Here is a 22769-nt window from a genome sequence, read left to right as displayed (position 1 = left end):
TTTACCATCTCATTAAAACACTACCCCAGGTAAAACCACTACCAAAGGCAGCTAAAAGGACAATGTCATTGTCTTTGATCTTGCCTTTTTCAAAGGCTTCGCTCAAGGCAATTACAATAGATGCAGCAGTCGTATTTCCGTAATTCATGATGTTGTTATACACCTGTTCATCCTTTAATTTAAATTTCTGCTGTATAAATTGTGCGATACGAAGGTTTGCCTGATGTGGTATAAATAAATCTATATCTGTCGGTTGCATCTGATTGGTCGCCAAGGCTTCCATAATCACTTCACTAAATCGAACCACCGCATTTTTAAATACAAAAGTGCCGTCCATGTATGGGAAATAGGAAACATCTTCTTCTTCAGAATTTAGAATTTCAGGCACCCAATGTTTGATGCTGGGAGATGCCACTATGAGTTTATCCGCAAATTTACCTTGACTATGCAGGTGTGAGGATAGAATTCCTTTGTTGTTGTCTTCCGTTCTTGAAAGTACACAGGCTCCGGCACCATCGCCAAAGATCACAGATACACCTCTTCCTCTTGTGGTTTTGTCCAGTCCGTTACTGTGGTACTCTGATCCAATTACAAGAATGTTTTTATACATGCCGGTTTTGATGAACTGATCGGCTGTTGACAGGGCATATACAAATCCGGAACATTGATTTCTAACATCCAGGGCTCCCACCGTATTCATCTCTAACATGTCCTGGATCTGCACACCGCATCCAGGAAAGTAATAGTCCGGGCTTAGGGTAGCAAATACGATAAAGTCAATATCATCCTTGGTCAAACCCGCACGCTCTATGGCAGTTTCAGCTGCTTTGGCACCCATGGTTGCCGAGGTTTCATCGCTTCCTTCTTTTATCCAATGTCTTTGTTTGATCCCCGTTCTTTCCTGAATCCATTCATCACTGGTATCCATAATCTTCGAAAGGTCATCGTTGGTAACAATATTGTCAGGTACGTAAAAGCCGAGTCCGGTAATCTTTGAGTTATACATGTATAGCTATATTATTATTTATTAATTAATTTCAGGAATCGAACTTTCTATGGCTATCTATATAGCAGTACGAATCTTATGGGGAAAAGAAAGGTAAATATAAGTAAATTATCGGATTTTTTGGGTGAGAGATGACCATATGGACATCTTTCTGTCATCTTGTCAGAATACACTGTTTGGTATTTAATTTGATTAGGCTTGTTGTACATATTAAATTTTAAACTAAGAAATTATGGCAAAAGGAAAAATAAATGTGGCTGTTGAGAATATATTCCCGCTGATCAAGCGTTTTTTATATTCTGATCATGAGATATTTTTAAGAGAATTAATATCAAATGCAACAGATGCAACTTTAAAATTAAAGCATCTTTCATCGATTGGTGAATACAAAGGAAACGTAGATGATGCGAGACTTGAAATCAAAATTGATAAAGAAGGGAAAAAACTTCATATTATCGATCAAGGTATCGGAATGTCTCAGGATGAGGTTAAAAAATATATCAATGATATTGCTTTTTCAGGGGCTGAAGAGTTTTTGGATAAATTCAAGGATGAGAAGAATGATGCAGGAATTATTGGTCATTTTGGACTTGGGTTTTATTCTGCATTCATGGTGGCTAAAGAAGTTGAAATCCATACCAAATCATACAGAGAAGAGGATGATGCAGCGCATTGGATTTGTGATGGTTCGCCGGAATACACCTTAAAGAAGTCAAAGAAAGAGGATAGAGGTACGGAGATCATTCTTCATATTGATGATGATTCTTTAGAATTTTTAGAAGAGAACAGGATCAATGAATTGTTGACCAAATACAATAAGTTTATGCCCGTTCCTATCAAGTTTGGAACGGAAGAAGTGGCGGATCCAGATCATGAGCCGGCGACTATTACGGATGCTGAAGGGAAAGAGACCAAGGAGCCTCAAAAAATGATTACTGTTGATAGAATCATTAATAATCCGAATCCGGCCTGGACGAAGCAACCAAGTGAATTAAATGATGAGGAATACAAAAGTTTTTACAGAGAATTGTATCCGATGCAATTTGAAGAGCCGTTGTTTCATATTCATTTGAATGTTGACTATCCGTTCAATTTAACGGGAATCTTGTATTTTCCTAAGTTAACAACCAATATGGATGTTCAAAAGGATAAAATACAGTTGTATCAAAACCAGGTTTTTGTAACAGATAATGTTGAAGGAATCGTACCTGATTTTTTACAGATGCTTCGAGGTGTGATTGATTCTCCGGACATTCCGTTGAATGTTTCCAGAAGTTACTTGCAGGCCGATGGCGCTGTTAAAAAAATCTCCTCTTATATCACCAAGAAAGTGGCTGATAAATTAAGCTCATTGTTTAAAAATGACAGAGAAGGATTTGAGAAAAAATGGAATGACATCAAAATTGTGATTGAATACGGTATGTTGTCAGAGCCAAAGTTCTTTGAAAAAGCGCAAAAATTTGCTTTATATCCAACGGCAAAAGATGCCTATTTTACGATAGAAGAGTTAAAAGAAAAGCTAAAGCCTTCTCAAACTGACAAGGATGGTAACTTGGTTATTTTATATGCAAATAATAAAGAAGAGCAGCATAGTTTTATTGAAGAAGCTGAAGCAAAGGGATATGAAGTGTTGATTTTGGATTCTCCTATTGTTCCTCATTTAATTCAGAAGTTGGAAACGGAAGGTGAAAAAGTGAAGTTTGCCCGTGTAGATGCCGATCCAATTGATAAATTAATTCAAAAAGAGGAAGATCAGATTTCAAAATTATCTGATGATGATCAGGCTAAGTTAAAAGGATATATCGAGGAAATCGTGCCAAAGGAAAAATATTCCGTGCAATTGGAGGCCATGGATTCTGCCTCTAATCCATTTATAATTACCCAGCCGGAATTCATGAGAAGAATGAAGGAGATGCAACAGACCGGAGGCGGTGGAATGATGGGTATGGGAGGATTTCCTGAAATGTATAACCTCGTGGTGAATACCAATAGTGATTTGATGCAAAAAATCTTAAAGGCAAAAGGGAAAAGGACTGAATATATCAATCAGGCCCTGGATCTGGCCAGACTCTCTCAAAACTTATTACAAGGAAAAGAGATGACAGATTTTATCAAAAGAAGTTATGATCTGATGAATAATTAAGATCGTTTTAATATTTAAAAAGGCCATCAGTTGATGGCCTTTTTTTTTGTTCCTGATCGTTTGTGATGCAGGATATTTCTTTTAAAGTCTTTGTAGGTCTTGTCTTGATTTGTCAAGAGAGTGTTGAGTTGAGCTATTCCGGCCTTACTAACGACTTGTTTCGAATTGAAGTGCGGGTAAAACAAAAAAGAACCGATTGAAAATACAATCGGTTCTTTTTTATGGGTGTTTTATCAATTCTTATTCTACCGGAAAGTCAAAATAAGTGTTTGGAAATGGTTCTTCTTTTAAAGTGAAATGCCACCATTCTTTCGGATAGGATTGCCATCCGTGTTTTTCCATTCTTCTTTTGAGTAATAATCTCAGCGAATGTTGATTTTTTGATATGGTTGCCGTATGTTCTGTATTGGATACTTCGTCAAATAGATCGTATCTGCTACCCATGTTTAGAATTTGTTTCGTCTTTAAGGAAACAATGGTCAGGTCAACCGTACTTCCTCTGCTATGACCAGATTTAGTAGAGATATATCCCTTGGCAAAAAGGTCTTTTTTGCTGATATTTGGATAGTACTCCAGTTTGGTAGAGGTGTCTGTTTCGTCTTCAGCCCATTTGATAAAATGATCTGTAGCTCTTTGAGGTCTGTAGGCATCATATACTAAAAGGCCAAAACCTAGTCTTTCCAGTTCGTCCTGAACTTTTTTCAGGGCGATTCCTGCTTCTTTAGTCAAGAGTAGTTTAGGTGCGTTATAGCCTTCAATAGGTGTACCAACAAAATTATTCGATCCATAATATCTTAGATCGGATCTTAGGTTTGGCATCAACTCTTTCAGGTCTACAAAATCTTCTTTCGAAGGTGGTTCGATCGTACTACCATTCTCAATGGTGGTAAAACTTAGTAATGCAATTACTACAAGACTTTTTAAAATTATATTCAATTTCATTATTGCAATTGTTAAGAATGCTTGTTTAGAACGAACTTTTAACATTTTTATTATTTTAAGAACTCAATTTTTTAACATTTATGTTTTAAATATTGTTGAGAATCAGTCAATAACCTTTAAATTTACTCTAATGGAAGCCTCTAGTTTTGATGTAAAAGCTTCATAAATATTAACTTAACTACATTATTCAGTGTCAAATATCAGCATAAAACTGACAATTTATATAGCAAATGTTTAAAAAAAGAAAGAAGAAAATACCAACTGAGGCCGAAAAAGAAAGAGGTAAGGAGCTGTTATTTAGTTTAAAGATCCTGATGAATCTTTTATTTGCCTTACTTATTTTTCAAGTTTTTATTATTCTGCCCAGACCGGATGATCCGGAGTTGGATTATTATAGTCTCAATCAAATCTTTAGTGGGAACCTCGATAAGTTGATGGTGATGTTTGTGGGACTTATCCTTATTGTTACATATTGGCTTCAAATAAACAGGCAATTAGGAAATTTGATCCGAAGCTCTGTTTTTCATGCAGCGATTGCGATTACACAAATGTTCTGTTTAATGTTGTACATATATTTCGTTCGATTTGATATGGAATTTGATGGTTTGGAGATCGCTCTGCAAATGCAAAGTGTGTTTCTTGCCCTTTCAGGTTTTTTAGGAGTGTATAATTGGGTATATGCAAGAAGGCATAAGTTAACTTCTGATGCTATCAATGATCAGGAAGAGAGACGTATGTTATTTCAATTATTACCTGAGCCATCTGCGGCGCTCTTTTCCTTGCCTTTTGCAGCGATGGGTCCAGAAGAATGGACCTTGTCTTTTTTGATTATTATACCATTGACATATATTTTTAACAAAGTAGGAAATAGAAAATGAAAACTGTTCCCAATAATAAAAGTGTTGTTGATTTTATAGCAGCTGTACCTCATCAGGAAAGAAAGGAGGATGCCAAAGCGCTTTTGTCTTTTTTAGGAGCAATTTCTGGAGAACAGCCTCAAATGTGGGGGCCGAGCATTGTTGGATTTGGTTCTTATCATTATATATATGAGAGTGGAAGGGAAGGGGATATGATGTTGACAGGTTTTTCACCCAGAAAACAAAACATCGTTATCTATATTATGAATGGTTGTGGAAAATACAAGGATAAACTTGAGGCTATGGGGCCTCATAAAACAGGTAAATCATGCTTGTATTTAAAGAATCTGAAGAATGTAGATTTGGAAATCTTAAAAGAAATTATCCAGGATTCAATGCTGTCTGTCAAAAAAAAATACTCCTAATTATAAATATCATTCAGAATTTTGGCCAGTCTGATTCCTGATTTTTGCAATTGGGATAACACGGTATCAAAATGATCGTAAGAATACCTGTAGCTCAATTTTTCTTCAGGTTTAACGGATGCATATACTTTTTTAGCCAGGGTCTGAGATTCGTAGGTCCAGTCTAATACATCGCCTTGCTGAATGGCCTCAATCTGTGCTTTTGACAATTTCTTTCTGTTTGCTGCCAGTTCAGAATAGCTCATATTGTAGAATTCGATCATTTCGGAGTCCCAGACCCTGTGAAGATTTGATTTTTTACGATGCCATTCTACTTTGATGTCATTGCCTCCTCTGTCTTCGCCTCTTCCGACATGAAGAGGTTGGTGCAGGTCTCCAACTAAATGAACCAGAAATTTTAGGAAAAATGTTTTATCCTGTTCGGAGGCATTTGGATCTTTGAGAACCTTGATGCAATGTTCAATACCCATTACAATATCTCCACGATCATTTTTGTTACTGTTTTCGTATTTTACATCAAAAGGGAAATTGACAAAATGCCAGGTGTAATACTTGTCATAGGCATCGTCAGATTTAATATCATCCCCGTAGGTAGAAACGATGGCCAGGCCTTGACCGTTCAATAACTTGTCAATTTCTTTTTTTGCCTTTTTACTTAAATGGTTTTCCGCAATTTCACCGATGGTTCTGTGCCCTGTGGCCCCCCAGTTTGGCTCGTTATGAGCGTAAGAAAAATTGTAAACAAAGGAAAGAAGAAATAGAATGATCAGGTTTTTCATGATTCAATTTTGATTTGTGTAAAGGTATAAAAAAAGAGGGTTTATTATTTAAAATAAACCCTCAGTTACACAAATTTAATCTAATTGACGTACGACAGTCAAAAGATATTTTTAATGGGAAACGGTATTAATGTTCGTTCATTCTAAAGTCAGAATAAGCATCCATTCCATGTTCGAACCCATCCAGACCTTCAAGTTCTTCTTTTTCAGAAACTCTGATTCCGATTGTTTTCTTCAAAGCAAACAGTATGATAAATGATGAAACAATACAAAGTGCAGCATAGGAAGCGATTCCAACAATCTGACTGATCAATTGATCCATGCCTGCTAGATTACCAAAGATTCCAACGGCCAATGTTCCCCAGATTCCACAGATCAGGTGAACCGCTATGGCGCCTACAGGATCATCTAATTTAATTTTATCAACAAAAGATACGGCAAATACGATGATTGCACCTCCAATGGCGCCAATTAAAATGGCATCGGTTGGAGACATCTGATCAGCTCCTGCTGTGATACTTACTAAACCTCCAAGTATTCCGTTCAGATACATAGTAAGATCCAGGTTTTTATACATTGCTGTTGACACGATGAATGATGCTACTCCACCTGCAGCGGCAGCCAAACATGTAGTTACAAGTGTCAAAGAAGTTAATTCAGGATCAGCTGAAAGAACAGAACCTCCGTTAAACCCAAACCATCCTAACCATAGGATCAGTACACCGGCAGTTGCGATAGGAATGTTGTGCCCGGGTATTGCCATTGGTTTGCCATCTTTGAATTTACCGATACGAGATCCTAATAACCAAACAGCTACTAAGGCAGCCCATCCACCCACAGAGTGAACTAAGGTTGATCCTGCAAAGTCGTAAAAAGGTGTTTCTCTCATATCTAAAAATCCACCACCCCATTTCCAAGAGCCTGCCAACGGATATATAAATCCTACATATATGATCACGAAAATCATAAAAGGGAATATTTTAATTCTCTCAGCAACAGCACCTGATACAATGGTTGCAGCAGTTGCAGCAAACATTCCTTGGAACAGGAAGTCAGTCCACCAAGTGTATCCACCATCCGCGTAGGCAGCTGTCATTCCTCCTTCTGGAGGAGTTATTCCAAATCCGGCGAAACCGAAGAACCCTGCGGATCCGTCTGCAAAACCAGGATACATCATGTTGAATCCGACTAAACAGTAAAGTAGCAATCCAACGGTGATAATAAATATATTTTTAAATAAAATATTGATCGTATTTTTTTGTCTGGTCAATCCTATTTCCAGAAAAGCAAATCCCAGGTGCATAAAGAAAACCAAGGCCGTACAGATCATCATCCATACATTATTTATCGTAAGTAATTCCATGTCTATTTAAATTTTTTAGCTTTTTTTATTTTAGAGTGTCTCCTCCTTTTTCACCAGTTCTTATTCTGTAACAATCAGCGATATCGGAAACAAATATTTTTCCGTCTCCTACTTCGCCTGTTGAGGCAGCTTCAAGAATTGCCTTAATTGTCACTTCTTCAAAATCGTCATTGACCACGATGGATAAGAATCTTCTCTGAATATCACTGGTACTATAGGATACGCCTCTATATACATGACCTTCTTTTTCATTCCCGCGCCCTGTGGCGTCCCAGTAAGAGAAGAAGTTTACTCCAACGCTATGCAGCGCTTCTTTAACATCAGAATATTTTGACTTTCTGATAATTGCTTCGATTTTTTTCATAATTAGTTATTGTTTAAAATTTGTATACAGCTGCTACTAAAAAGGATGCCAAAGAACCTGTAGGCTCTAAATCATCATTATAGAAAGTATCTTCACTGGTAGTGTCAATTCTGAATTCAGGAATGATCATAAGATCTCCAATCGCATAATTACCAGTTAACGTAAATTCAAAGGCAGTGGCATTTCCATCGTCGTCATACCCACCGATTGCTCCAACTCCACCATCACCTTCACCGAAGTATTCAGCTCTGAATCCTAATACAAATGATTCAGATGTTTGTAACTGAGGATAGATAGCAACTCCGTAGAAGGAGGCATCTGAATTGTTGTCTGCGTAATAGGTCGAGTTCAGGCCTAAGTAAAAGGAGTCAGTAATGTCGAAACCTGTTGTTAAGTCAACTTGAAACTGAGGTCCGTAAAGGAAGTTTAAGTAAGTACCTTTATAGCCAACCTGAGCTCCTAATGTAAAGTTGTTTGTTGGGTTGTAACTTGTATAGTCGTTGTCGTTCATAACGGCTGCCATAAAAGACCAGTCATCGTTAATTGCCCAATCCATTTTTAGACCTGCATGAGAAAATGGTCCGTAAGAGAACATATATGATGTAGAGTAGTTAAAGTTACCAGTGGGAGAGATCACCTCATATCCTAAGAAAGTGTTGAAGTTACCTAAGGTTAGTGTTACTTTATCCGACACATTCCAGTATACATATAATTGATTCACTACCTGAGAACTGTTTCCTAAATCAGGAGCACCGTCTCCATCGATATCCCATTGTAATGAGCCGAATACAGCGTCGGTACCACGAGGTCCGAATACCAAATCAGCCACGGCACCTACTTTCTTCCCTTCATAAGCGAGAATTACATTGGCCATACCAATGGCAAAACCATTTTGATTTGCGAATGATGTATTTGGTGATTGGTGATTTTCACCTCCGTTAGGCGCACCAATATTTGTTCTATAGTAAACATCCCCACTTCCACTTAGTGAAAATTTCTTTTTTGGCGCTTCTTCAGCCTCTGGAATTGAGTCTTGAGCAAAAGTCATAAAGACTGAGAATAGCATCGCGAGAGTAAATAAATTTTTCATACTTTCTTTTTTTTGTAGTAATTAATTGTTAGTAGTAATATTTCAATTGATTAATCGTGGTAAAAATATGTTAATAATGTAATACCCCAAAAAAAATAAGGGTAATGACTAAAGAATTATTTATTTTGGAAAAAGACCCCCTCCAAAATTAGGGTATATGAATAAAAACTTGATATTTTTTTATATTCTCAATAATTTAGATAGTAAAACATCTGAAATTCGATTAAAATGATATTAAATTAATATCTTTGCTATATTAAATAGATGTCATGTTATAAGAAAATTGGCATATTTTAACATTTGGTGTTTTAAAAACACGATTTTTTTATCTTTGAATTCATTTTGAATAGATCCATTATAAATGACATGTTTGATCTATCCAATGCTCGCAAATATTTTAGAAACGACTTAGAAAGAATATGAAAGAATATAAAATTATCAAGCAGACAGGAACCGCAGTAAAATCACAACAAAATTTTGAGGACCTTATTAATAGTTATGCAAAAATGAACTGGACCGTTATTAATATGTTCACCCATCGTGGGATACTTAAGGCCTTGATAGAAAGAGATAAAAAAGAGGAAGAATCCTAGTTTGATTTTGTGTCCTACTAATGGAGTAAATATTATGAAGACTAAAAAGGCATTTGCTTTGCGAATTGAAGCCAACATTTTTAGGGAGGTTGAAAAGCTGGCAAAAGAAGAATTTCGATCTACCAACGGGCAAATAGAATGGATGCTCAGCAAACAACTGAAAGAAGCCGGCAGGTTGAATGATCAAGATGATGTAGAAGGTTTGACTTAGGTGAAGGATTCACCTAAGTCAAACCATGAGAATTTTATTTCTTTGGATGAACCAATTTCATCTCGTCAATCAGACGTTGGCTATCGGCAAATTTGTCAACTATAAATAGTATATACCTGGCATCTACCATAATATTTCTACAAATTTCAGGATCGTAATTATAGTCACTCATCGTTCCTTCCCACACACGGTCAAAATTCAATCCGATAAGGTTTCCTTTTGCATCGATCACAGGACTCCCTGAATTACCACCGGTGGTATGATTGGTTCCGATAAAATTTACAGGCATTTTTCCATCCACGCCGTATGCTCCATAATCCTTATTGTTATACAACTCAATTAATTTTGCCGGAACATCAAATTCGTAATCACCCGGCTGGTATTTTTCAATGACTCCTTTCAAATAAGTTACAGGTTCATAGACTACTGCATCCTTTGGCTGATATCCGTTTACTTTTCCATAAGTGACTCTTAAAGTACCATTGGCATCCGGGAAAATTCTTGCATCCGGAAATGTTTCAATCAAGGCTTTCATATATACCTTTTGTACCGCTTTAATCTGCATGTTCAAGTCCTGGTATTTTGGATCTATATGTTGGTAAAAATTATCAACCAGTGTTTTTCCAAATTCGAATCCAGGATCAGCATTGATTTTACTGATCACTTCTTCAACGGATCCTTCCAGCATTTTATTCATGCCATCATAGTTGGTAAGCGCTGAATTTGTATAAATGTTTTGGGTTAAATCAGAAACAGATGCTTCCTTTACAGAAGAGGTAAGGTATGCTTGCGGACTTTCTTCTTTATATAAGGTGAGTAGTTTTTCAAATACATCTTCATCGACAGTTGCGTTATAGTTTTTGTAGAACCCTTTAAATCCGTTCATAAGCTTGGTTCGCTCTGCATCAAGTTTTGAGGGGTCTTTTAAAATGCTTCTTTCAAATCGATATAACTTCACAGAGGCATTGAGCAATTCTACATTTCTGTAGACCACTTCAATCCAGTAATTTCTGGCAACAGAAACTTCTTCAATGTCGGTGTACAAACGATCAAACTCTGGCAAGAGGTTTTCATATTCAGCATTGCCTTTGTTTTTTTCCTGAAAGACCTGTTCCAATTCCTGCTTTTTTTCAATGGCCTTTGATTTTGTCAGACCTTGATTTTCTCCAATCCATTTTTTCCAATAATTCGCGATACGCGCAAATTTAGAGGCATATTGAATTTTTATTTTTGCATCCTTTCTCATATAGCCATCCACAATTGTAAGAGCTTCATCTCTTATTTTAATTTTAGGAGGATTTAATTTATGCACAATCTGATCGATGGCAACTGCCGGTAAGTATTCACTGGTGCTTCCTGGGAACCCAAACACCATGGTAAAATCATTTTCTGAGATTCCATCTAAAGAAACGGGTAAGAAATGCTTCGGGTCATAAGGGACATTGTCTTCGCTGTAGTCAGCAGGTTGGTTCTTCTTGTTGGCATAAATTCTGAATAGGGAGAAATCACCTGTATGACGTGGCCACATCCAATTATCAGTATCAGATCCAAATTTCCCAATCGATGTTGGGGGAGCTCCAACAAGTCTGATATCTCTAAAGGTTTCCGTTACAAACAAAAGGTATTGATTCCCGTCAAACATTGCTTTCACTTTGAGATCTTGCCAATCTTCTTTTTGAGCTTTGTCCTTTGCTTTAGCGATATGTTGATCAATCAATTGCTGCTGCTCTTTTAAACTCGCATCGGAAGGAATATCTTTGAGGACGTCTTTGGTAATATCGTCAATTCTTACAATCAGTGTAGCCACCATTCCTTTGTTGGGCAGCTCATCATTCATGGTTTTGGCCCAAAAACCATCTTGAAGGTAATCGTGCTCTACTGATGAATGTGATTGAATAGCTCCATATCCGCAATGATGGTTGGTAAGAAGCAGGCCACTATCAGAAATGATCTCAGAAGTACACCCTCCGTTAAAATGAACAATAGCGTCTTTTAAACTTGAGTTATTAACGTCATAAATGTCCTTGGCGCTTAATTCGCTCCCCAGACTTTTCATTTCTTTTTCATTCATCCCTTCGAGTAAGGAAGGAATCCACATACCTCCTTGTTGTGCGCTAACTTGCAGAACAAAAAATAAAAAAATGATCTTAATTAGTTTCATGGAATAATATTTTGAATTAGTAATAGCTAAAGCCCAAAGTTAGTATTTTTGAAAAGGATTTTCAATCGTTTTTGATAAAGATTATTTCTTTTTAAAAGGGTTCTTGCTTTCGATCCAGTCCATCCCTTTTTCAAATGATTTTGGTGCGTCAAATCGGTATCCGACATATATTTTAAAATACCCTCGAACACTATCAAATTGAATGATAGACTGCTCATTTCTTTGTGTAGCATTTCCTGTAAGTGCAGTACCTCCATAGAACCGACGTGAGTTATATCCAAGCCCGATTTGTGTACTGATATTTACAGCAGCATTATTGTGATTGGTAGTAATATCCGGTAAATTTTCATCACTACGCGTAATCAGTTTATTGAATTCTATTCCTAACCCTGTTGATAGGCCAAGATTCGAATACCAATTTTGATTTATAACAAAGGTGTGAAAATAGCCCGCATTCAATATGGCGAACCAGCTTTTAATATCTTGAGGAGTGGTGTCATCTGTTATTTCAAAATACCCATAATACAAGCTGGGAATGAAGCTTCCGCTACTCTTAGTTTGAATTTCATTTTGATTAATGACGGCTTTAAATGAATAATTTTCATTGAATCTGTAGGATGTTGTACCGGTAATCGACAGCGTTTTAAGGTTGGGCAGGATAACATAATCATTTTGAATCTGGGCAATGTCAAGTGTTGGAACAACATCACTTTCTATATAATACCCTTTTACTTGATTGTAATCAAAATTTTGATAAATGTCCTTTAAAAAAATATTGAGTGACAATCTAAAAATTTTTGTATTTCCTTTTAATTCAGCATCTGATGCTGCTAAAAATTTAGGAGAAAAACCAATTTTCAGAGAAATGAAACGGTAATTAACAGCGACCGCTAATCTCAGGTTGGTGTTTGGTTCAATGGAATAGTTGTCTTTGACGCCTTCATATACGAACGACCTAACATCATTGTCCAAATCCAATCTAAGATTGAGCGTATTGTTCATTTTTACAAAATAGCTATTAGAAGTATCCTCTTCCAATTGAGCTCGGATAAAGAAAGGTAAGAAGATGAAAATAACTAAAAAAAACTGCTTCATATGCATAGGAAATCCAAAGTTAAATATAAAGTATTTATTGCCAATTAAAAATGACGTTTCATTTCCTAATTATGGAATACAGAGTGCTTGTTTTGTGATTTATAATTGCAGGTACTAAGCGTTTTTAGTTTATCTCTACCTTCCTATGTGCTCTTGATAAATTAAAGTGAAACGAACCATTAATGGGAAGAGTTTTATATATTTAACGCGCATAAAAAAAACCGCATGATTCGATTTTATCTTTCGATTTTACTTTCCTTACTATTTGTAGTTGATTCTTTTTCGCAAACCAAGTCTCCAAAAGACTATTTGGGTTATGAACTAGGTAGCAGGTTTACAAGACATCATAACGTTGTGGGATATTTTAATCATATAGCAGGTGAAAATCAACATGTAAAATTGATCAATTATGGAGAAACGTATGAAAAGCGCTCATTGAATCTGGCGATCGTAACGTCACCTGAGAATTTTTCAAAATTAGACGAGATTCGTGAAAATCAGCTTTTCGCAGCAGGCCTTTCTGAAAAAGGAAGTAATGATCAGGATATAGCCATCGTCTGGTTGAGTTATAATGTGCACGGTAATGAATCGGTGAGTACAGAAGTTGCGATGCAAACTTTATTTGAGCTTGTGGACCCTTCCAATACTTCGGCACAAGAGTGGCTGAAGAATACGGTAGTGATCATAGATCCGTGTATCAACCCTGATGGGAGGGAGCGTTATGTGAATTGGTATTATCAAAAGGCAAACATGCCCTATAATAAGAATCCTGATGCCATAGAACATCATGAACCATGGCCGGGAGGTAGAGCGAATCACTATTTGTTTGACCTAAACAGAGATTGGGCCTGGGCCACGCAAATCGAAACAAGGCAGCGTCTTAAAGTCTACAATCAATGGATGCCGCATGTTCATGTTGACTTTCATGAACAAGGTGTGAATTCACCGTATTATTTTGCTCCGGCCGCTGAGCCTTACCATGAAGTAGTAACTGATTTTCAAAGAGAATTTCAAAAAACGATCGGTAAGAATCATGCCAGGTATTTCGATAAAAAAGGTTGGCTGTATTTTACAAAAGAAGAGTTTGATTTGTTATACCCAAGTTATGGAGATACCTACCCTATGTTTAATGGTGCTATAGGAATGACCTATGAGCAGGGAGGAAGCGGCGCCGCAGGGGTAGGCGTTAAAACCAAAGAAGGGTCTGAATTAACATTAAAGGACAGAATAGAACATCACCTTACGACCGGATTGTCAACCATAGAAGTCAGCTCAAAAAATGCCTCATTACTCCATGATGAGTATCGTTCTTATTTTAGAAATGCACAAGAGAAAACGTCGGACGGGGTTACAGGCTACCTGATTAAAAATAATGAAGATGACAAGATAGAAAGTCTTACAGAACTACTAGATCTGCACGACATAAAATATGCCTCTCCATCTTCTACAGCCTCTATAAAAGGATACAGTTATATACAGAACAAAGATGTAAAAGTTGCGCTTTCGAACAACGATTTGCTCATCAGTACTGCCCAGCCCAAATCTAATTTAATCAAGGCTTTATTTGAAGCTAAAACCAAATTAAATGATTCATTGACCTATGATATCACTGCCTGGTCTTTGCCTTATGCAAGAGGTCTGGAAGCGTATGCATTGAAGACTAAAATTGAGGAAAAAGAATTTAGTCCTGAAAAAAGAAGAGCGGATCGTCTGAAAATGGATAGACCTTATGCCTACCTGTCAAAATGGAATAGTGCGAAAGATGTGCGCTTTCTGTCTTATTTACTCAAGAATAAGGTAAAGGTTCGATTTACCAATCGAAAATTTACCATGAAAGAGCAGCAATATGCTCCCGGAACATTATTGATAACCAGGGCGGGGAATGAAAATTTGAAGGCATTTGATTCAATTGTCACGACAGGTGCTTCTGCTTTTAGCCGTCCCGTTGTGCCGATGGAATCGGGCATGGTGACGAGTGGTGTCGATTTTGGTTCTAATAAAGTATCATTTTTAAAAAAACCTAAAATTGCCATCCTAACGGGGTCCAGCGTCTCATCATTGAATTTTGGTGCCATTTGGCACTTTATGGAGCAACAGATACAGTATGAAGCAACGGTTATTGATGTTTCTTATATCTCTGATGTCGCCTTACATAAATACAATGTTTTAGTGATGCCAAAAGGTAATTATTCCAAATTTTTTGATAAGACTCAACTAAATGAGTTGAGTACATGGGTGAATTCCGGAGGAAAAGTAGTTGCTTTTGGATCTGCAATTTCGATTTTTGCGGCCTCCGATGCATTCAAAATTTCACGATTTGAAAGTGATAAGGAAAAAGTTCGAGAGGAAGCAAGAATTGATTCGATTAGAAAAGAATCACGATTGATATCTTATGATCAGAGAGAGAGAAACTCGATATCAAATATGGTACAGGGAAGCATTTTTAAGACCAGCCTGGATCCGACAAATCCATTGGGTTTTGGTTATTCAACAAACTATTTTACGCTCAAAACAAGTAGCGGAAAATATGCTTACCTGAAAAATGGATATAACGTTGGTGTGATTAAGAATGCTGAGGATCAGATCAGTGGTTTTGCCGGGAGTCAGGTATTGGATGGGATCGATGATACGCTGGTTTATGGGGTTGAAAAAAAGGGCCAGGGATCGTTGGTGTATCTAATCGATGACCCCTTGTTTAGAAATTTTTGGGAAAATGGGAAATTACTGTTTAGTAATGCCATTTTTATGGTTGGTAATGAATAAACTAATTAAAAGATATAAGTAACTATGGATAATGCACCAATGTTTACCAATGATACAATAGTATTTGGTTTGTTAATGATTTCACTGGGAATCATTTTTTACACCTCATCTAGAAAAGATGGCTTTTGGTTTAAGTTTTACAAGATAGTTCCTGCACTTTTTATGGCCTATATGCTGCCCGCTGTGTTGACTACAGCGGGATTGATAGCGCCGGAATGGGAAACAGTCAATCAGGATGGAGAGGTAGAAGAGCATGCTTCGAATTTATACTTTATGTCCAGTAGGTATTTGCTTCCAGCTGCACTGGTATTAATGACACTGAGCATTGATCTAAAGGCCGTCTTCAATCTGGGTTGGAAGGCTCTTGCCATGTTTTTTACCGGTACCATAGGAATTGTTATCGGAGGGCCTATTGCGATTCTAGCCATGTCGGTGATTTACCCGGAGGCATTAAATGGGGCCGGTCCGGATGCCGTTTGGAGAGGTCTTTCAACCCTGGCCGGAAGCTGGATTGGCGGTGGAGCCAATCAGACGGCGATGCTGGAAATATACGGATACAATCAAAAGCTCTATGGAGGGATGGTTTTTGTGGATATTGTTGTTGCCAATATATGGATGGCGATTATTCTGATAGGTGTTGGTAAATCGAAAGGAATTGATAAATGGTTGAAGTCTGATACGGCTGCCATAGAGGAACTCAAGGAAAAAGTGAGTTCTTTTTCTAAAAAAGTTGAACGCAACCCTAGTTTGACAGATTTAATGATCATGGTTGCTTTGTCCTTTGGAACCGTGAGTCTGGCGCATTTAGGTGCAGGATATTTAAGTGAGTTCTTTAGTGATTTCGTCGGAAATATGCAGAACCCAACGGTGAAGAATATATTTACATTTTTAGGCTCTTCTTTTTTCTGGATGATTAGTTTATCGACTGTCGGAGCCATCTTATTGTCCTTTACCAAGGCAAAAAACTATGAAGGTGCAGGAGCCAGCAAAATTGGATCTGTATTTATTTATATCCTGGTAGCATCTATTGGAATGAAAATGGACCTGACCTTAATACTCGATAATTTTGGATTGGTAGGGATTGGTTTGATCTGGATGAGTATCCATGCCTTGCTGCTCATTTTGGTGGCAAAGTTGATCAGGGCACCGTATTTCTTTCTGGCCGTTGGAAGTCAGGCAAATGTTGGTGGTGCAGCTTCTGCGCCAATCGTTGCAGCTGCCTTTCACCCTTCACTGGCAACGGTAGGCGTTTTACTGGCCGTATTTGGCTATGCTGTAGGTACGATTGCTGCTATCGGGTGTACCATTTTAATGCAATTAGTTTCTCCTTAAATGCGCAATATTTGTAACGAGATATTCATTTTTTCTAATATATTTGCGCTCGGATAAAAAACCAATTATAATGAAGAAGATAGGTCTGTTAATAATAGGAGCGATGGCTGTTTTAGCCTGTAGTAAGGAGAATTCCAATACAATGTATGTGAAGGCCTCCGTAAAAGGTCTTAAAAAAGGAACTTTTTATTTGCAAAAGCAGGTAGATTCTATGGTTGTTTCAGTTGATTCAATTCAAGTGGATGGTACGGAGAATTTTATGTTAACGGATGAGGTGTTAAGCCCTGAAATGTATTATTTAACCTTGGGTAATAGTTCAAAGAGAATCTCATTTTTTGGAGAAAAAGATACCGTGACGATTCAGTCTCAGTTAGATCTGTTTGCAGTGAAGGCCAAGATCAAAGGATCAACGAATCAAGAGTTGTTGACAGATTTTGAGGATATGCAGCAGAACTTTAACAACGAGAAACTGGATTTAATGAAGGAGGAGTTCGAAGCACGCAAGATCGGGAGTCAGGACTCTATTGATCAGGTGGCTGTTAAATTGAAAAGATGGCAGCGCAAGAGATACTTATATATGACCAATTTTGCCGTAAAAAACGGAGAGTACGAGGTGTCACCTTATATTGCCTTAACGGAGCTTGTAAATGCCAATATTAAATTGTTGGATACTGTCAATAATTCCATGAGCCCTAAAGTGAGGGAATCAAAATATGGTCAGCAGTTGGTGGAATTTATCGATGATATCAAAAAAAATGAATCAAAGTAATTGGTGTTAGAACCGATTATCGCCATCTAACAGGTCTCCAAGTCCACCCAAAACACTCCCTTCTCCTTTGCGATTTCCTCCCTGAGAGGGAGCATTGGCCAGTACTCTGTCCGCCAAACGGCTAAATGGTAAGGATTGTATGGCAACCGTTCCCGGTCCGGTTAAGGTGGCAAAAAACACACCTTCACCCCCAAAGATGGTATTCCGAATACCACCGACGAATTCTATGTCGTAGTTTACACTTGAGCTAAAACCCACGATACAGCCCGTGTCAACTTTTAATACTTCACCTGCAGCTAATTGTTTGGTCACTACGGTTCCACTGGCATGCAAGAAAGCCATTCCGTCACCTTCCACTCTCTGCATGATAAATCCTTCGCCGCCAAAAAAGCCACGACCTAATTTTTTGGAAAATTCAATACTGATGGAAACGCCCTTGGCTGCACATAAAAAAGCATCTTTCTGACAGATAAACTTTCCTTGAAACTCGGTAAGATCGATAGGCATAATTTTACCAGGGTAGGGGGAGGCAAAAGAAACCTTTCTTTTGTTGCCGGAAGTATTTGTAAAAACCGTCATAAATAAGCTTTCACCTGTTAAGAGTCGTTTTCCTGCTGAGAAAAGCTTCCCAAGAATATCTTCTGATTGCTTTGAGCCATCACCAAAAATAGTATCCATTTTGATCAGATCGTCCATCATCATAAAACTGCCTGCCTCAGCCACGACACCTTCCTGAGGATCCAGTTCAACTTCTACGAATTGCATTTCTTCACCATATATGGTATAATCTATTTCATGTGCCTTCATAGATACTTTATTTTTATGTTGTTTTAACCTTGATACTCCAGGTAAATGCCCAGCTTGAAACCATTTCATTGTCCTGGTTGTAACCTGCTGCTTCTAAAATGATGCTTTGACCTTCATTCGTTTCAATTGCTTTGGCAAGAATTTCATCAATTTTAGCGCCCTGATCGCAGGAAAAAACAATTTTACCCGTAGCTTTCTTATGAAAACTACCTTCTTGCTTTACTACCAGCATGGATATTCTGGCGTTCGATTCCTGTATTTTTTTGATCATCAATATACCGGTAACGAGTTCAGCTGCCATTCCCTGCGTTGCCCAGTAAAGTGACTTGAACGGATTCTGATTTATCCACCTATGAGTGACCCTTGCTTCCGCTTTTTTATCAGAAATCGAGCTAACTCTTACCCCTGAAATATAGGCAGATGGGAGTTTGAATAATAAATATTTATTTAAATTTTTTGTGGTTATTTTCGACATTATACCGCTTTAAGCCCCTAAAATACAACAAAAATATGAGTTTACTATGAAATTTCAAATGTTAAATATATGTTAAAATATAGTACTTTGTATTGCATAGTATTAGCTTTTATATATATATTTGCATAAGAAAGTATTATACATTTTAAATTATGACAACTCAAAACGATAATAACAACGCTTTTTTACTGCACTTATCAGCCTTTTTTGGATATATATTTCCTTTTGGAGCCGTAGTAGGACCACTGGTGATTTGGGAAATGAATAAAAGAAAAAGTAGCTTTTTAGATAAAAATGGGAAGGAAGCGATCAACTTTAACCTTAGTTATTTGTTGTACACATTTATTCTAGGTTTATCGGCGGTACCATTTATTATCAGAACTGTGACCAATGACTTTCATCATTTAGATTTATTCGGAATGATCAGTGTCGGTTCTATCGTTGGAATTTTAGCAGTTGTAAAGTTTGTATTGATCATTTTCGCCGCGATTAAGGCCAATCAAGGTGAAGTGTATAATTATCCCCTAACAATTAAATTTATTAAATAAAAAATTATGATCACTATACTAATCTCAATCGTAATATTTATCGCAAGCACCGTGCAAACGGTATTGTTTTAACAATGGTCTTAACAATCATTAATTAAAAAGATTAAAAGAGAAAAACATGAAGATTGAAAACACAAAAGCACAAATGCGTAAAGGAGTTTTGGAATTTTGCATCCTTTCTATATTAGAAAATGGTGATGCATATACTTCAGAAATTCTGACCCAGCTAAAAGACGCAAAAATGCTTGTCGTAGAAGGTACCGTGTACCCTTTGCTTACAAGATTGAAAAATGCCGGACTTTTGACGTATCGATGGGAGGAGTCTACCTCTGGTCCACCGAGAAAATACTATGGTTTAACCGAAACAGGTAAAATATTTTTAACAGGATTGAATGCAACCTGGAGTGATTTGGTTAAAGCTGTTAATGTAATTACAAAGAATAATAAATCAAAAAATACAACAAAATGAACAAGACAATAAATATAAATCTAGGTGGCATATTTTTTCACATCGATGAAGTTGCTTATCAAAAACTGAAAGGTTATTTAGATTCTATTCGACGTTCTTTAAGTGATGACCCCAAAGGAAGAGATGAAATCATAACTGATATTGAATCTAGAATAGGTGAAATTTTATCGGCCAAAGTAAAGGATGTAAGACAGGTAATCAATGAACAAGATATTGATGAGGTTATTGAAGTCATGGGAAAACCAGAAGATTATATGGTGGACGATGAGATATTTAATGATGATTCATACAGTAGTTACAGCCGACAAAGAAGTAAAAAATTATACCGTGACGGTAGCGACCGATTTTTAGGTGGTGTTTCTTCAGGGATGGCTCATTATTTAAATGTTGATGTGATCTGGATCAGATTAGGTTGGTTGGTTGCAGCTTTTGGATTTGGATTTGGTTTTATTGTGTATCCCTTGTTATGGATACTACTTCCTGAAGCCAATACGACGGCAGAAAAACTCGAAATGGAAGGCGCGGAAGTCAATATTACCAATATAGAAAAAAAAATTCGTGACGAGATCTCGGTCGCCTCATCGAGAGTGAAAGACGGCATAGATGAAGTGTCTGAAAAGGTGAAAAATGCAGACTATAAAAAATACGGAAGTCGTGCAAAATCGGGATCGCAGGATCTTATTGACACCTTGGGAAAAATCTTTGTAACTATTTTTATGATCATCGGGAAGTTTATAGGTGTTCTCTTGATTATTGTGGCTGTAACAACAATTTTAAGCATGTTAATAGGCATGTTTACCTTAGGTTCTATTGATTTTATTCATGACGATTGGTTGTTTCGCAATTCAGCTTTTTACAACAATTCTGGTTTGCCGATTTGGTTTTTATCAGTATTAACTTTTATACTGATAGCGATTCCCTTCTTTTTCTTGTTTGCTTTGGGTTTAAGGATCTTATCGAACAATACCAAGACGATCGGGAAAACAGCGAAATTATCGTTGTTAGGAATTTGGATCGTTGCCCTTTTAGTAGCCATCTTTTTTGGAACAAGACAATTTATGAATTCTGCTTATGACGGTACTGTTACCAATACCCAGGAGATGTATTACAATGTGACCGATACCCTGGAGATCAAAATGGTGGATGACAAAAATATTTCAAACAATACAGTGATTCGCAGGAATTGGAATTCTGAAATTATTTTAGATGATCAAAACACGGAAAGAGTTTATTCCAACAATATTCGCTTTAATATTTTGGTCTCCGATGACGAAACGATGTATGCCAAAGTGCGTAAGATGTCTCAGGGCCAAAGTAGAAAAGATGCCAGAGAAAATGCAGAAATGATCGAGTATTCGTACGAGTTAAACGAGGATGAATTAAGAATTAACGGATTCTTTCTAGCAGAACTGAGCAATAGATTCAGTGAGCAACGTGTCTATGTTGATCTGTATCTGCCTGAGGGTCAAACTGTATATTTAGATGGTTCTACCAAAACGTTTCTCTATGATGTTCAAAACGTTCAGAATATTTATGATGCGGATATGGCCAAACATTACTTTCAAATGACACAAGACGGATTTGTTTGTCTGGATTGTGATGAAAATGTAATAAATATTGAAAGTGACGATGATTCCTTTAATATGAAAATCGATGATGAAGGGGTACATATTGAAATACAGGAAGATGGAAAGGATAAATCTGAAGTAAAAATTGATGCCACAGGCGTCGTGGTAAAAAGTAGAAAAGACAGTGTCTAATCAATGCTCCATGGGCCTTAAATTCGTGTTTGAAATATGTAACAATTTAAGGTCCAGTAGAGTCTAATAGTATATAAGCTTATAAAAAAACACAATCATGAAAACATTAATCAAACTATCACTGGTATTATTTCTATTTGTAGGAACCACTTCATGTATGTTCGATGGAGTCAGAGGAGATGGCCATGTGGTATCAAAGTCAAGAAAAATATCAGATGATTTTGTACGCATTAATGCCAGCAGAGGCTTAGATGTTTATATCACAAAGAGCAAAAGGATATCTTTGGAAGTGGAGGCAGATGAAAATCTTCACGAATTGATCGAAACTGATGTTAGAAACGGAACCTTGTATATAACTGCGCGTAAAAATATCTATTCAGCCAGTGCGAAAAAGATTCATTTATCTGTAAATCATATCAATGGTATCAATGTGAACAGCGGAGCAGAGGTGTATTCAGAGAATACTTTCTCAACGGATAAACTCGTCATCAATGCCAGTAGCGGAGCCCATGCAAAAATGGACCTGAAAGTGGATGAGCTGACCTGTGAGAGTTCGAGTGGTTCAGAAATTCGCATTTCAGGAGAAACCAACTATTTGAATGCCTCTTCCTCGAGCGGTAGCGATATTGACGCCAATAATTTGGTGGCTAAATCGTGTAAGGCCCAAGCAAGCAGTGGTTCGGGAATTCATGTCAATGTAACAGATTCATTTGATGGCAATGCCTCAAGTGGTGCTGATATTCAATACAAAGGGAATCCTCAAGATGTTAGTAAAAGTGATAATTCCGGAGGGAAGATTCGTGCAGTGAACGGTTAA

At 37.2% G+C, this 22769-nt stretch carries 22 protein-coding genes; 12 read left to right on the top strand and 10 right to left on the bottom strand.

The window, feature by feature from the left end; translation table 11 throughout:
• Window position 1: 1 nt before the first annotated feature.
• Window positions 2-1006: a 3-oxoacyl-ACP synthase III family protein gene (locus ACR2MV_RS11895; protein WP_434022138.1), complete on the bottom strand. Its 1005-nt coding sequence runs from the start codon at window positions 1004-1006 to the stop codon at window positions 2-4.
• A gap of 232 nt (window positions 1007-1238) precedes the next feature.
• On the opposite strand from ACR2MV_RS11895, the gene htpG reads away from it, so the two are divergent.
• Window positions 1239-3149, top strand: coding sequence for a molecular chaperone HtpG (gene htpG, locus ACR2MV_RS11890; RefSeq protein ID WP_434022137.1), 1911 nt, complete (start codon window positions 1239-1241; stop codon window positions 3147-3149).
• A gap of 240 nt (window positions 3150-3389) precedes the next feature.
• Here the strand turns inward: htpG and ACR2MV_RS11885 are convergent, their stop codons facing one another.
• The gene (locus tag ACR2MV_RS11885) at window positions 3390-4091 is read right to left on the bottom strand and encodes a M15 family metallopeptidase (protein WP_434022136.1); all 702 of its coding nucleotides are present in this window, start codon (window positions 4089-4091) and stop codon (window positions 3390-3392) included.
• 230 nt (window positions 4092-4321) lie between these two features.
• Here ACR2MV_RS11885 and ACR2MV_RS11880 point away from each other — a divergent pair, with 230 nt between their 5' ends.
• Both ACR2MV_RS11880 and ACR2MV_RS11875 read left to right on the top strand, forming a co-directional pair.
• Entirely contained in the window at window positions 4322-4969 is a 648-nt protein-coding gene (locus ACR2MV_RS11880; RefSeq protein WP_434022135.1) for a hypothetical protein, read from the top strand.
• Window positions 4966-5373, top strand: a complete 408-nt coding sequence (locus ACR2MV_RS11875) for a DUF1801 domain-containing protein (protein WP_434022134.1) — start codon at window positions 4966-4968, stop codon at window positions 5371-5373. Before ACR2MV_RS11880 ends, ACR2MV_RS11875 begins: the two co-directional genes overlap by 4 nt.
• On the opposite strand, the gene ACR2MV_RS11870 is transcribed toward ACR2MV_RS11875, so the two are convergent.
• The 4 genes from ACR2MV_RS11870 to ACR2MV_RS11855 all read right to left on the bottom strand — a co-directional run bounded on the left by ACR2MV_RS11870 (window position 5370) and on the right by ACR2MV_RS11855 (window position 8969).
• Entirely contained in the window at window positions 5370-6152 is a 783-nt protein-coding gene (locus tag ACR2MV_RS11870) for a S1/P1 nuclease (RefSeq protein WP_434022133.1), read from the bottom strand. The two genes, ACR2MV_RS11875 and ACR2MV_RS11870, sit on opposite strands and share 4 nt — an antisense overlap.
• 127 nt (window positions 6153-6279) lie before the next feature.
• Window positions 6280-7515, bottom strand: coding sequence for an ammonium transporter (locus tag ACR2MV_RS11865; protein WP_434022132.1), 1236 nt, complete (start codon window positions 7513-7515; stop codon window positions 6280-6282).
• Between the two features lie 25 nt (window positions 7516-7540).
• Window positions 7541-7879: a P-II family nitrogen regulator gene (locus ACR2MV_RS11860; protein WP_434022131.1), complete on the bottom strand. Its 339-nt coding sequence runs from the start codon at window positions 7877-7879 to the stop codon at window positions 7541-7543.
• Window positions 7880-7892: 13 nt separating this feature from the next.
• Window positions 7893-8969, bottom strand: a complete 1077-nt coding sequence (locus tag ACR2MV_RS11855) for a porin (RefSeq protein ID WP_434022130.1) — start codon at window positions 8967-8969, stop codon at window positions 7893-7895.
• 419 nt (window positions 8970-9388) lie between these two features.
• Between ACR2MV_RS11855 and ACR2MV_RS11850 the strand changes: the two genes are divergently transcribed.
• Together ACR2MV_RS11850 and ACR2MV_RS11845 are read left to right on the top strand one after the other, a co-directional pair.
• Entirely contained in the window at window positions 9389-9562 is a 174-nt protein-coding gene (locus tag ACR2MV_RS11850; RefSeq protein WP_290291640.1) for a DUF4177 domain-containing protein, read from the top strand.
• A gap of 34 nt (window positions 9563-9596) precedes the next feature.
• The gene (locus ACR2MV_RS11845; protein WP_434022129.1) at window positions 9597-9773 is read left to right on the top strand and encodes an Arc family DNA binding domain-containing protein; all 177 of its coding nucleotides are present in this window, start codon (window positions 9597-9599) and stop codon (window positions 9771-9773) included.
• 34 nt (window positions 9774-9807) lie between these two features.
• Here the strand turns inward: ACR2MV_RS11845 and ACR2MV_RS11840 are convergent, their stop codons facing one another.
• Window positions 9808-11934 carry a S46 family peptidase gene (locus tag ACR2MV_RS11840; RefSeq protein ID WP_434022128.1) on the bottom strand — a complete coding sequence of 709 codons (2127 nt, stop codon included), beginning with the start codon at window positions 11932-11934 and terminating at the stop codon, window positions 9808-9810.
• Window positions 11935-12015: 81 nt separating this feature from the next.
• Complete coding sequence (locus tag ACR2MV_RS11835; RefSeq protein ID WP_434022127.1) at window positions 12016-13029, bottom strand: DUF4421 family protein; 1014 nt, start codon at window positions 13027-13029, stop codon at window positions 12016-12018.
• Window positions 13030-13254: 225 nt separating this feature from the next.
• Here ACR2MV_RS11835 and ACR2MV_RS11830 point away from each other — a divergent pair, with 225 nt between their 5' ends.
• From ACR2MV_RS11830 to ACR2MV_RS11820, 3 genes are all read left to right on the top strand, one after another.
• The gene (locus ACR2MV_RS11830) at window positions 13255-15792 is read left to right on the top strand and encodes a M14 family metallopeptidase (protein WP_434022126.1); all 2538 of its coding nucleotides are present in this window, start codon (window positions 13255-13257) and stop codon (window positions 15790-15792) included.
• A gap of 24 nt (window positions 15793-15816) precedes the next feature.
• Window positions 15817-17124 carry a DUF819 domain-containing protein gene (locus ACR2MV_RS11825; RefSeq protein WP_434022125.1) on the top strand — a complete coding sequence of 436 codons (1308 nt, stop codon included), beginning with the start codon at window positions 15817-15819 and terminating at the stop codon, window positions 17122-17124.
• Window positions 17125-17194: 70 nt separating this feature from the next.
• Window positions 17195-17893: a DUF4369 domain-containing protein gene (locus tag ACR2MV_RS11820; RefSeq protein ID WP_434022124.1), complete on the top strand. Its 699-nt coding sequence runs from the start codon at window positions 17195-17197 to the stop codon at window positions 17891-17893.
• A gap of 6 nt (window positions 17894-17899) precedes the next feature.
• Here ACR2MV_RS11820 and ACR2MV_RS11815 read toward each other — a convergent pair whose 3' ends face one another.
• Both ACR2MV_RS11815 and ACR2MV_RS11810 read right to left on the bottom strand, forming a co-directional pair.
• The gene (locus ACR2MV_RS11815) at window positions 17900-18700 is read right to left on the bottom strand and encodes a TIGR00266 family protein (protein ID WP_434022123.1); all 801 of its coding nucleotides are present in this window, start codon (window positions 18698-18700) and stop codon (window positions 17900-17902) included.
• A gap of 13 nt (window positions 18701-18713) precedes the next feature.
• Entirely contained in the window at window positions 18714-19175 is a 462-nt protein-coding gene (locus ACR2MV_RS11810) for a DUF4442 domain-containing protein (RefSeq protein WP_434022122.1), read from the bottom strand.
• Window positions 19176-19327: 152 nt separating this feature from the next.
• Between ACR2MV_RS11810 and ACR2MV_RS11805 the strand changes: the two genes are divergently transcribed.
• The 4 genes from ACR2MV_RS11805 (at window position 19328) to ACR2MV_RS11790 (ending at window position 22769) form a co-directional block, all read left to right on the top strand.
• Window positions 19328-19723, top strand: a complete 396-nt coding sequence (locus ACR2MV_RS11805; protein WP_434022121.1) for a DUF4870 domain-containing protein — start codon at window positions 19328-19330, stop codon at window positions 19721-19723.
• 118 nt (window positions 19724-19841) lie between these two features.
• Window positions 19842-20192 carry a PadR family transcriptional regulator gene (locus tag ACR2MV_RS11800; protein ID WP_434022120.1) on the top strand — a complete coding sequence of 117 codons (351 nt, stop codon included), beginning with the start codon at window positions 19842-19844 and terminating at the stop codon, window positions 20190-20192.
• Complete coding sequence (locus ACR2MV_RS11795) at window positions 20189-21952, top strand: PspC domain-containing protein (RefSeq protein ID WP_434022119.1); 1764 nt, start codon at window positions 20189-20191, stop codon at window positions 21950-21952. Before ACR2MV_RS11800 ends, ACR2MV_RS11795 begins: the two co-directional genes overlap by 4 nt.
• Window positions 21953-22049: 97 nt before the next feature.
• A complete protein-coding gene (locus tag ACR2MV_RS11790; protein WP_434022118.1) occupies window positions 22050-22769 on the top strand; it encodes a head GIN domain-containing protein in 720 nt (239 codons plus the stop codon).

It is taken from the genome of Lutimonas sp. (genome assembly GCF_051011215.1).
Lineage (GTDB): Bacteria > Bacteroidota > Bacteroidia > Flavobacteriales > Flavobacteriaceae > Lutimonas.
The sequence above is the reverse complement of the archived record's forward strand: the minus strand, read 5'-3'. Positions and strand labels throughout refer to the sequence as shown.

Coding starts and splice junctions, on each gene's coding strand:
- ACR2MV_RS11895 (WP_434022138.1), bottom strand. CDS start 1,006: ATGTATAACTCAAAGATTACCGGACTCGGCTTTTACGTACCTGACAAT.
- htpG (WP_434022137.1), top strand. CDS start 1,239: ATGGCAAAAGGAAAAATAAATGTGGCTGTTGAGAATATATTCCCGCTG.
- ACR2MV_RS11885 (WP_434022136.1), bottom strand. CDS start 4,091: ATGAAATTGAATATAATTTTAAAAAGTCTTGTAGTAATTGCATTACTA.
- ACR2MV_RS11880 (WP_434022135.1), top strand. CDS start 4,322: ATGTTTAAAAAAAGAAAGAAGAAAATACCAACTGAGGCCGAAAAAGAA.
- ACR2MV_RS11875 (WP_434022134.1), top strand. CDS start 4,966: ATGAAAACTGTTCCCAATAATAAAAGTGTTGTTGATTTTATAGCAGCT.
- ACR2MV_RS11870 (WP_434022133.1), bottom strand. CDS start 6,152: ATGAAAAACCTGATCATTCTATTTCTTCTTTCCTTTGTTTACAATTTT.
- ACR2MV_RS11865 (WP_434022132.1), bottom strand. CDS start 7,515: ATGGAATTACTTACGATAAATAATGTATGGATGATGATCTGTACGGCC.
- ACR2MV_RS11860 (WP_434022131.1), bottom strand. CDS start 7,879: ATGAAAAAAATCGAAGCAATTATCAGAAAGTCAAAATATTCTGATGTT.
- ACR2MV_RS11855 (WP_434022130.1), bottom strand. CDS start 8,969: ATGAAAAATTTATTTACTCTCGCGATGCTATTCTCAGTCTTTATGACT.
- ACR2MV_RS11850 (WP_290291640.1), top strand. CDS start 9,389: ATGAAAGAATATAAAATTATCAAGCAGACAGGAACCGCAGTAAAATCA.
- ACR2MV_RS11845 (WP_434022129.1), top strand. CDS start 9,597: ATGAAGACTAAAAAGGCATTTGCTTTGCGAATTGAAGCCAACATTTTT.
- ACR2MV_RS11840 (WP_434022128.1), bottom strand. CDS start 11,934: ATGAAACTAATTAAGATCATTTTTTTATTTTTTGTTCTGCAAGTTAGC.
- ACR2MV_RS11835 (WP_434022127.1), bottom strand. CDS start 13,029: ATGAAGCAGTTTTTTTTAGTTATTTTCATCTTCTTACCTTTCTTTATC.
- ACR2MV_RS11830 (WP_434022126.1), top strand. CDS start 13,255: ATGATTCGATTTTATCTTTCGATTTTACTTTCCTTACTATTTGTAGTT.
- ACR2MV_RS11825 (WP_434022125.1), top strand. CDS start 15,817: ATGGATAATGCACCAATGTTTACCAATGATACAATAGTATTTGGTTTG.
- ACR2MV_RS11820 (WP_434022124.1), top strand. CDS start 17,195: ATGAAGAAGATAGGTCTGTTAATAATAGGAGCGATGGCTGTTTTAGCC.
- ACR2MV_RS11815 (WP_434022123.1), bottom strand. CDS start 18,700: ATGAAGGCACATGAAATAGATTATACCATATATGGTGAAGAAATGCAA.
- ACR2MV_RS11810 (WP_434022122.1), bottom strand. CDS start 19,175: ATGTCGAAAATAACCACAAAAAATTTAAATAAATATTTATTATTCAAA.
- ACR2MV_RS11805 (WP_434022121.1), top strand. CDS start 19,328: ATGACAACTCAAAACGATAATAACAACGCTTTTTTACTGCACTTATCA.
- ACR2MV_RS11800 (WP_434022120.1), top strand. CDS start 19,842: ATGAAGATTGAAAACACAAAAGCACAAATGCGTAAAGGAGTTTTGGAA.
- ACR2MV_RS11795 (WP_434022119.1), top strand. CDS start 20,189: ATGAACAAGACAATAAATATAAATCTAGGTGGCATATTTTTTCACATC.
- ACR2MV_RS11790 (WP_434022118.1), top strand. CDS start 22,050: ATGAAAACATTAATCAAACTATCACTGGTATTATTTCTATTTGTAGGA.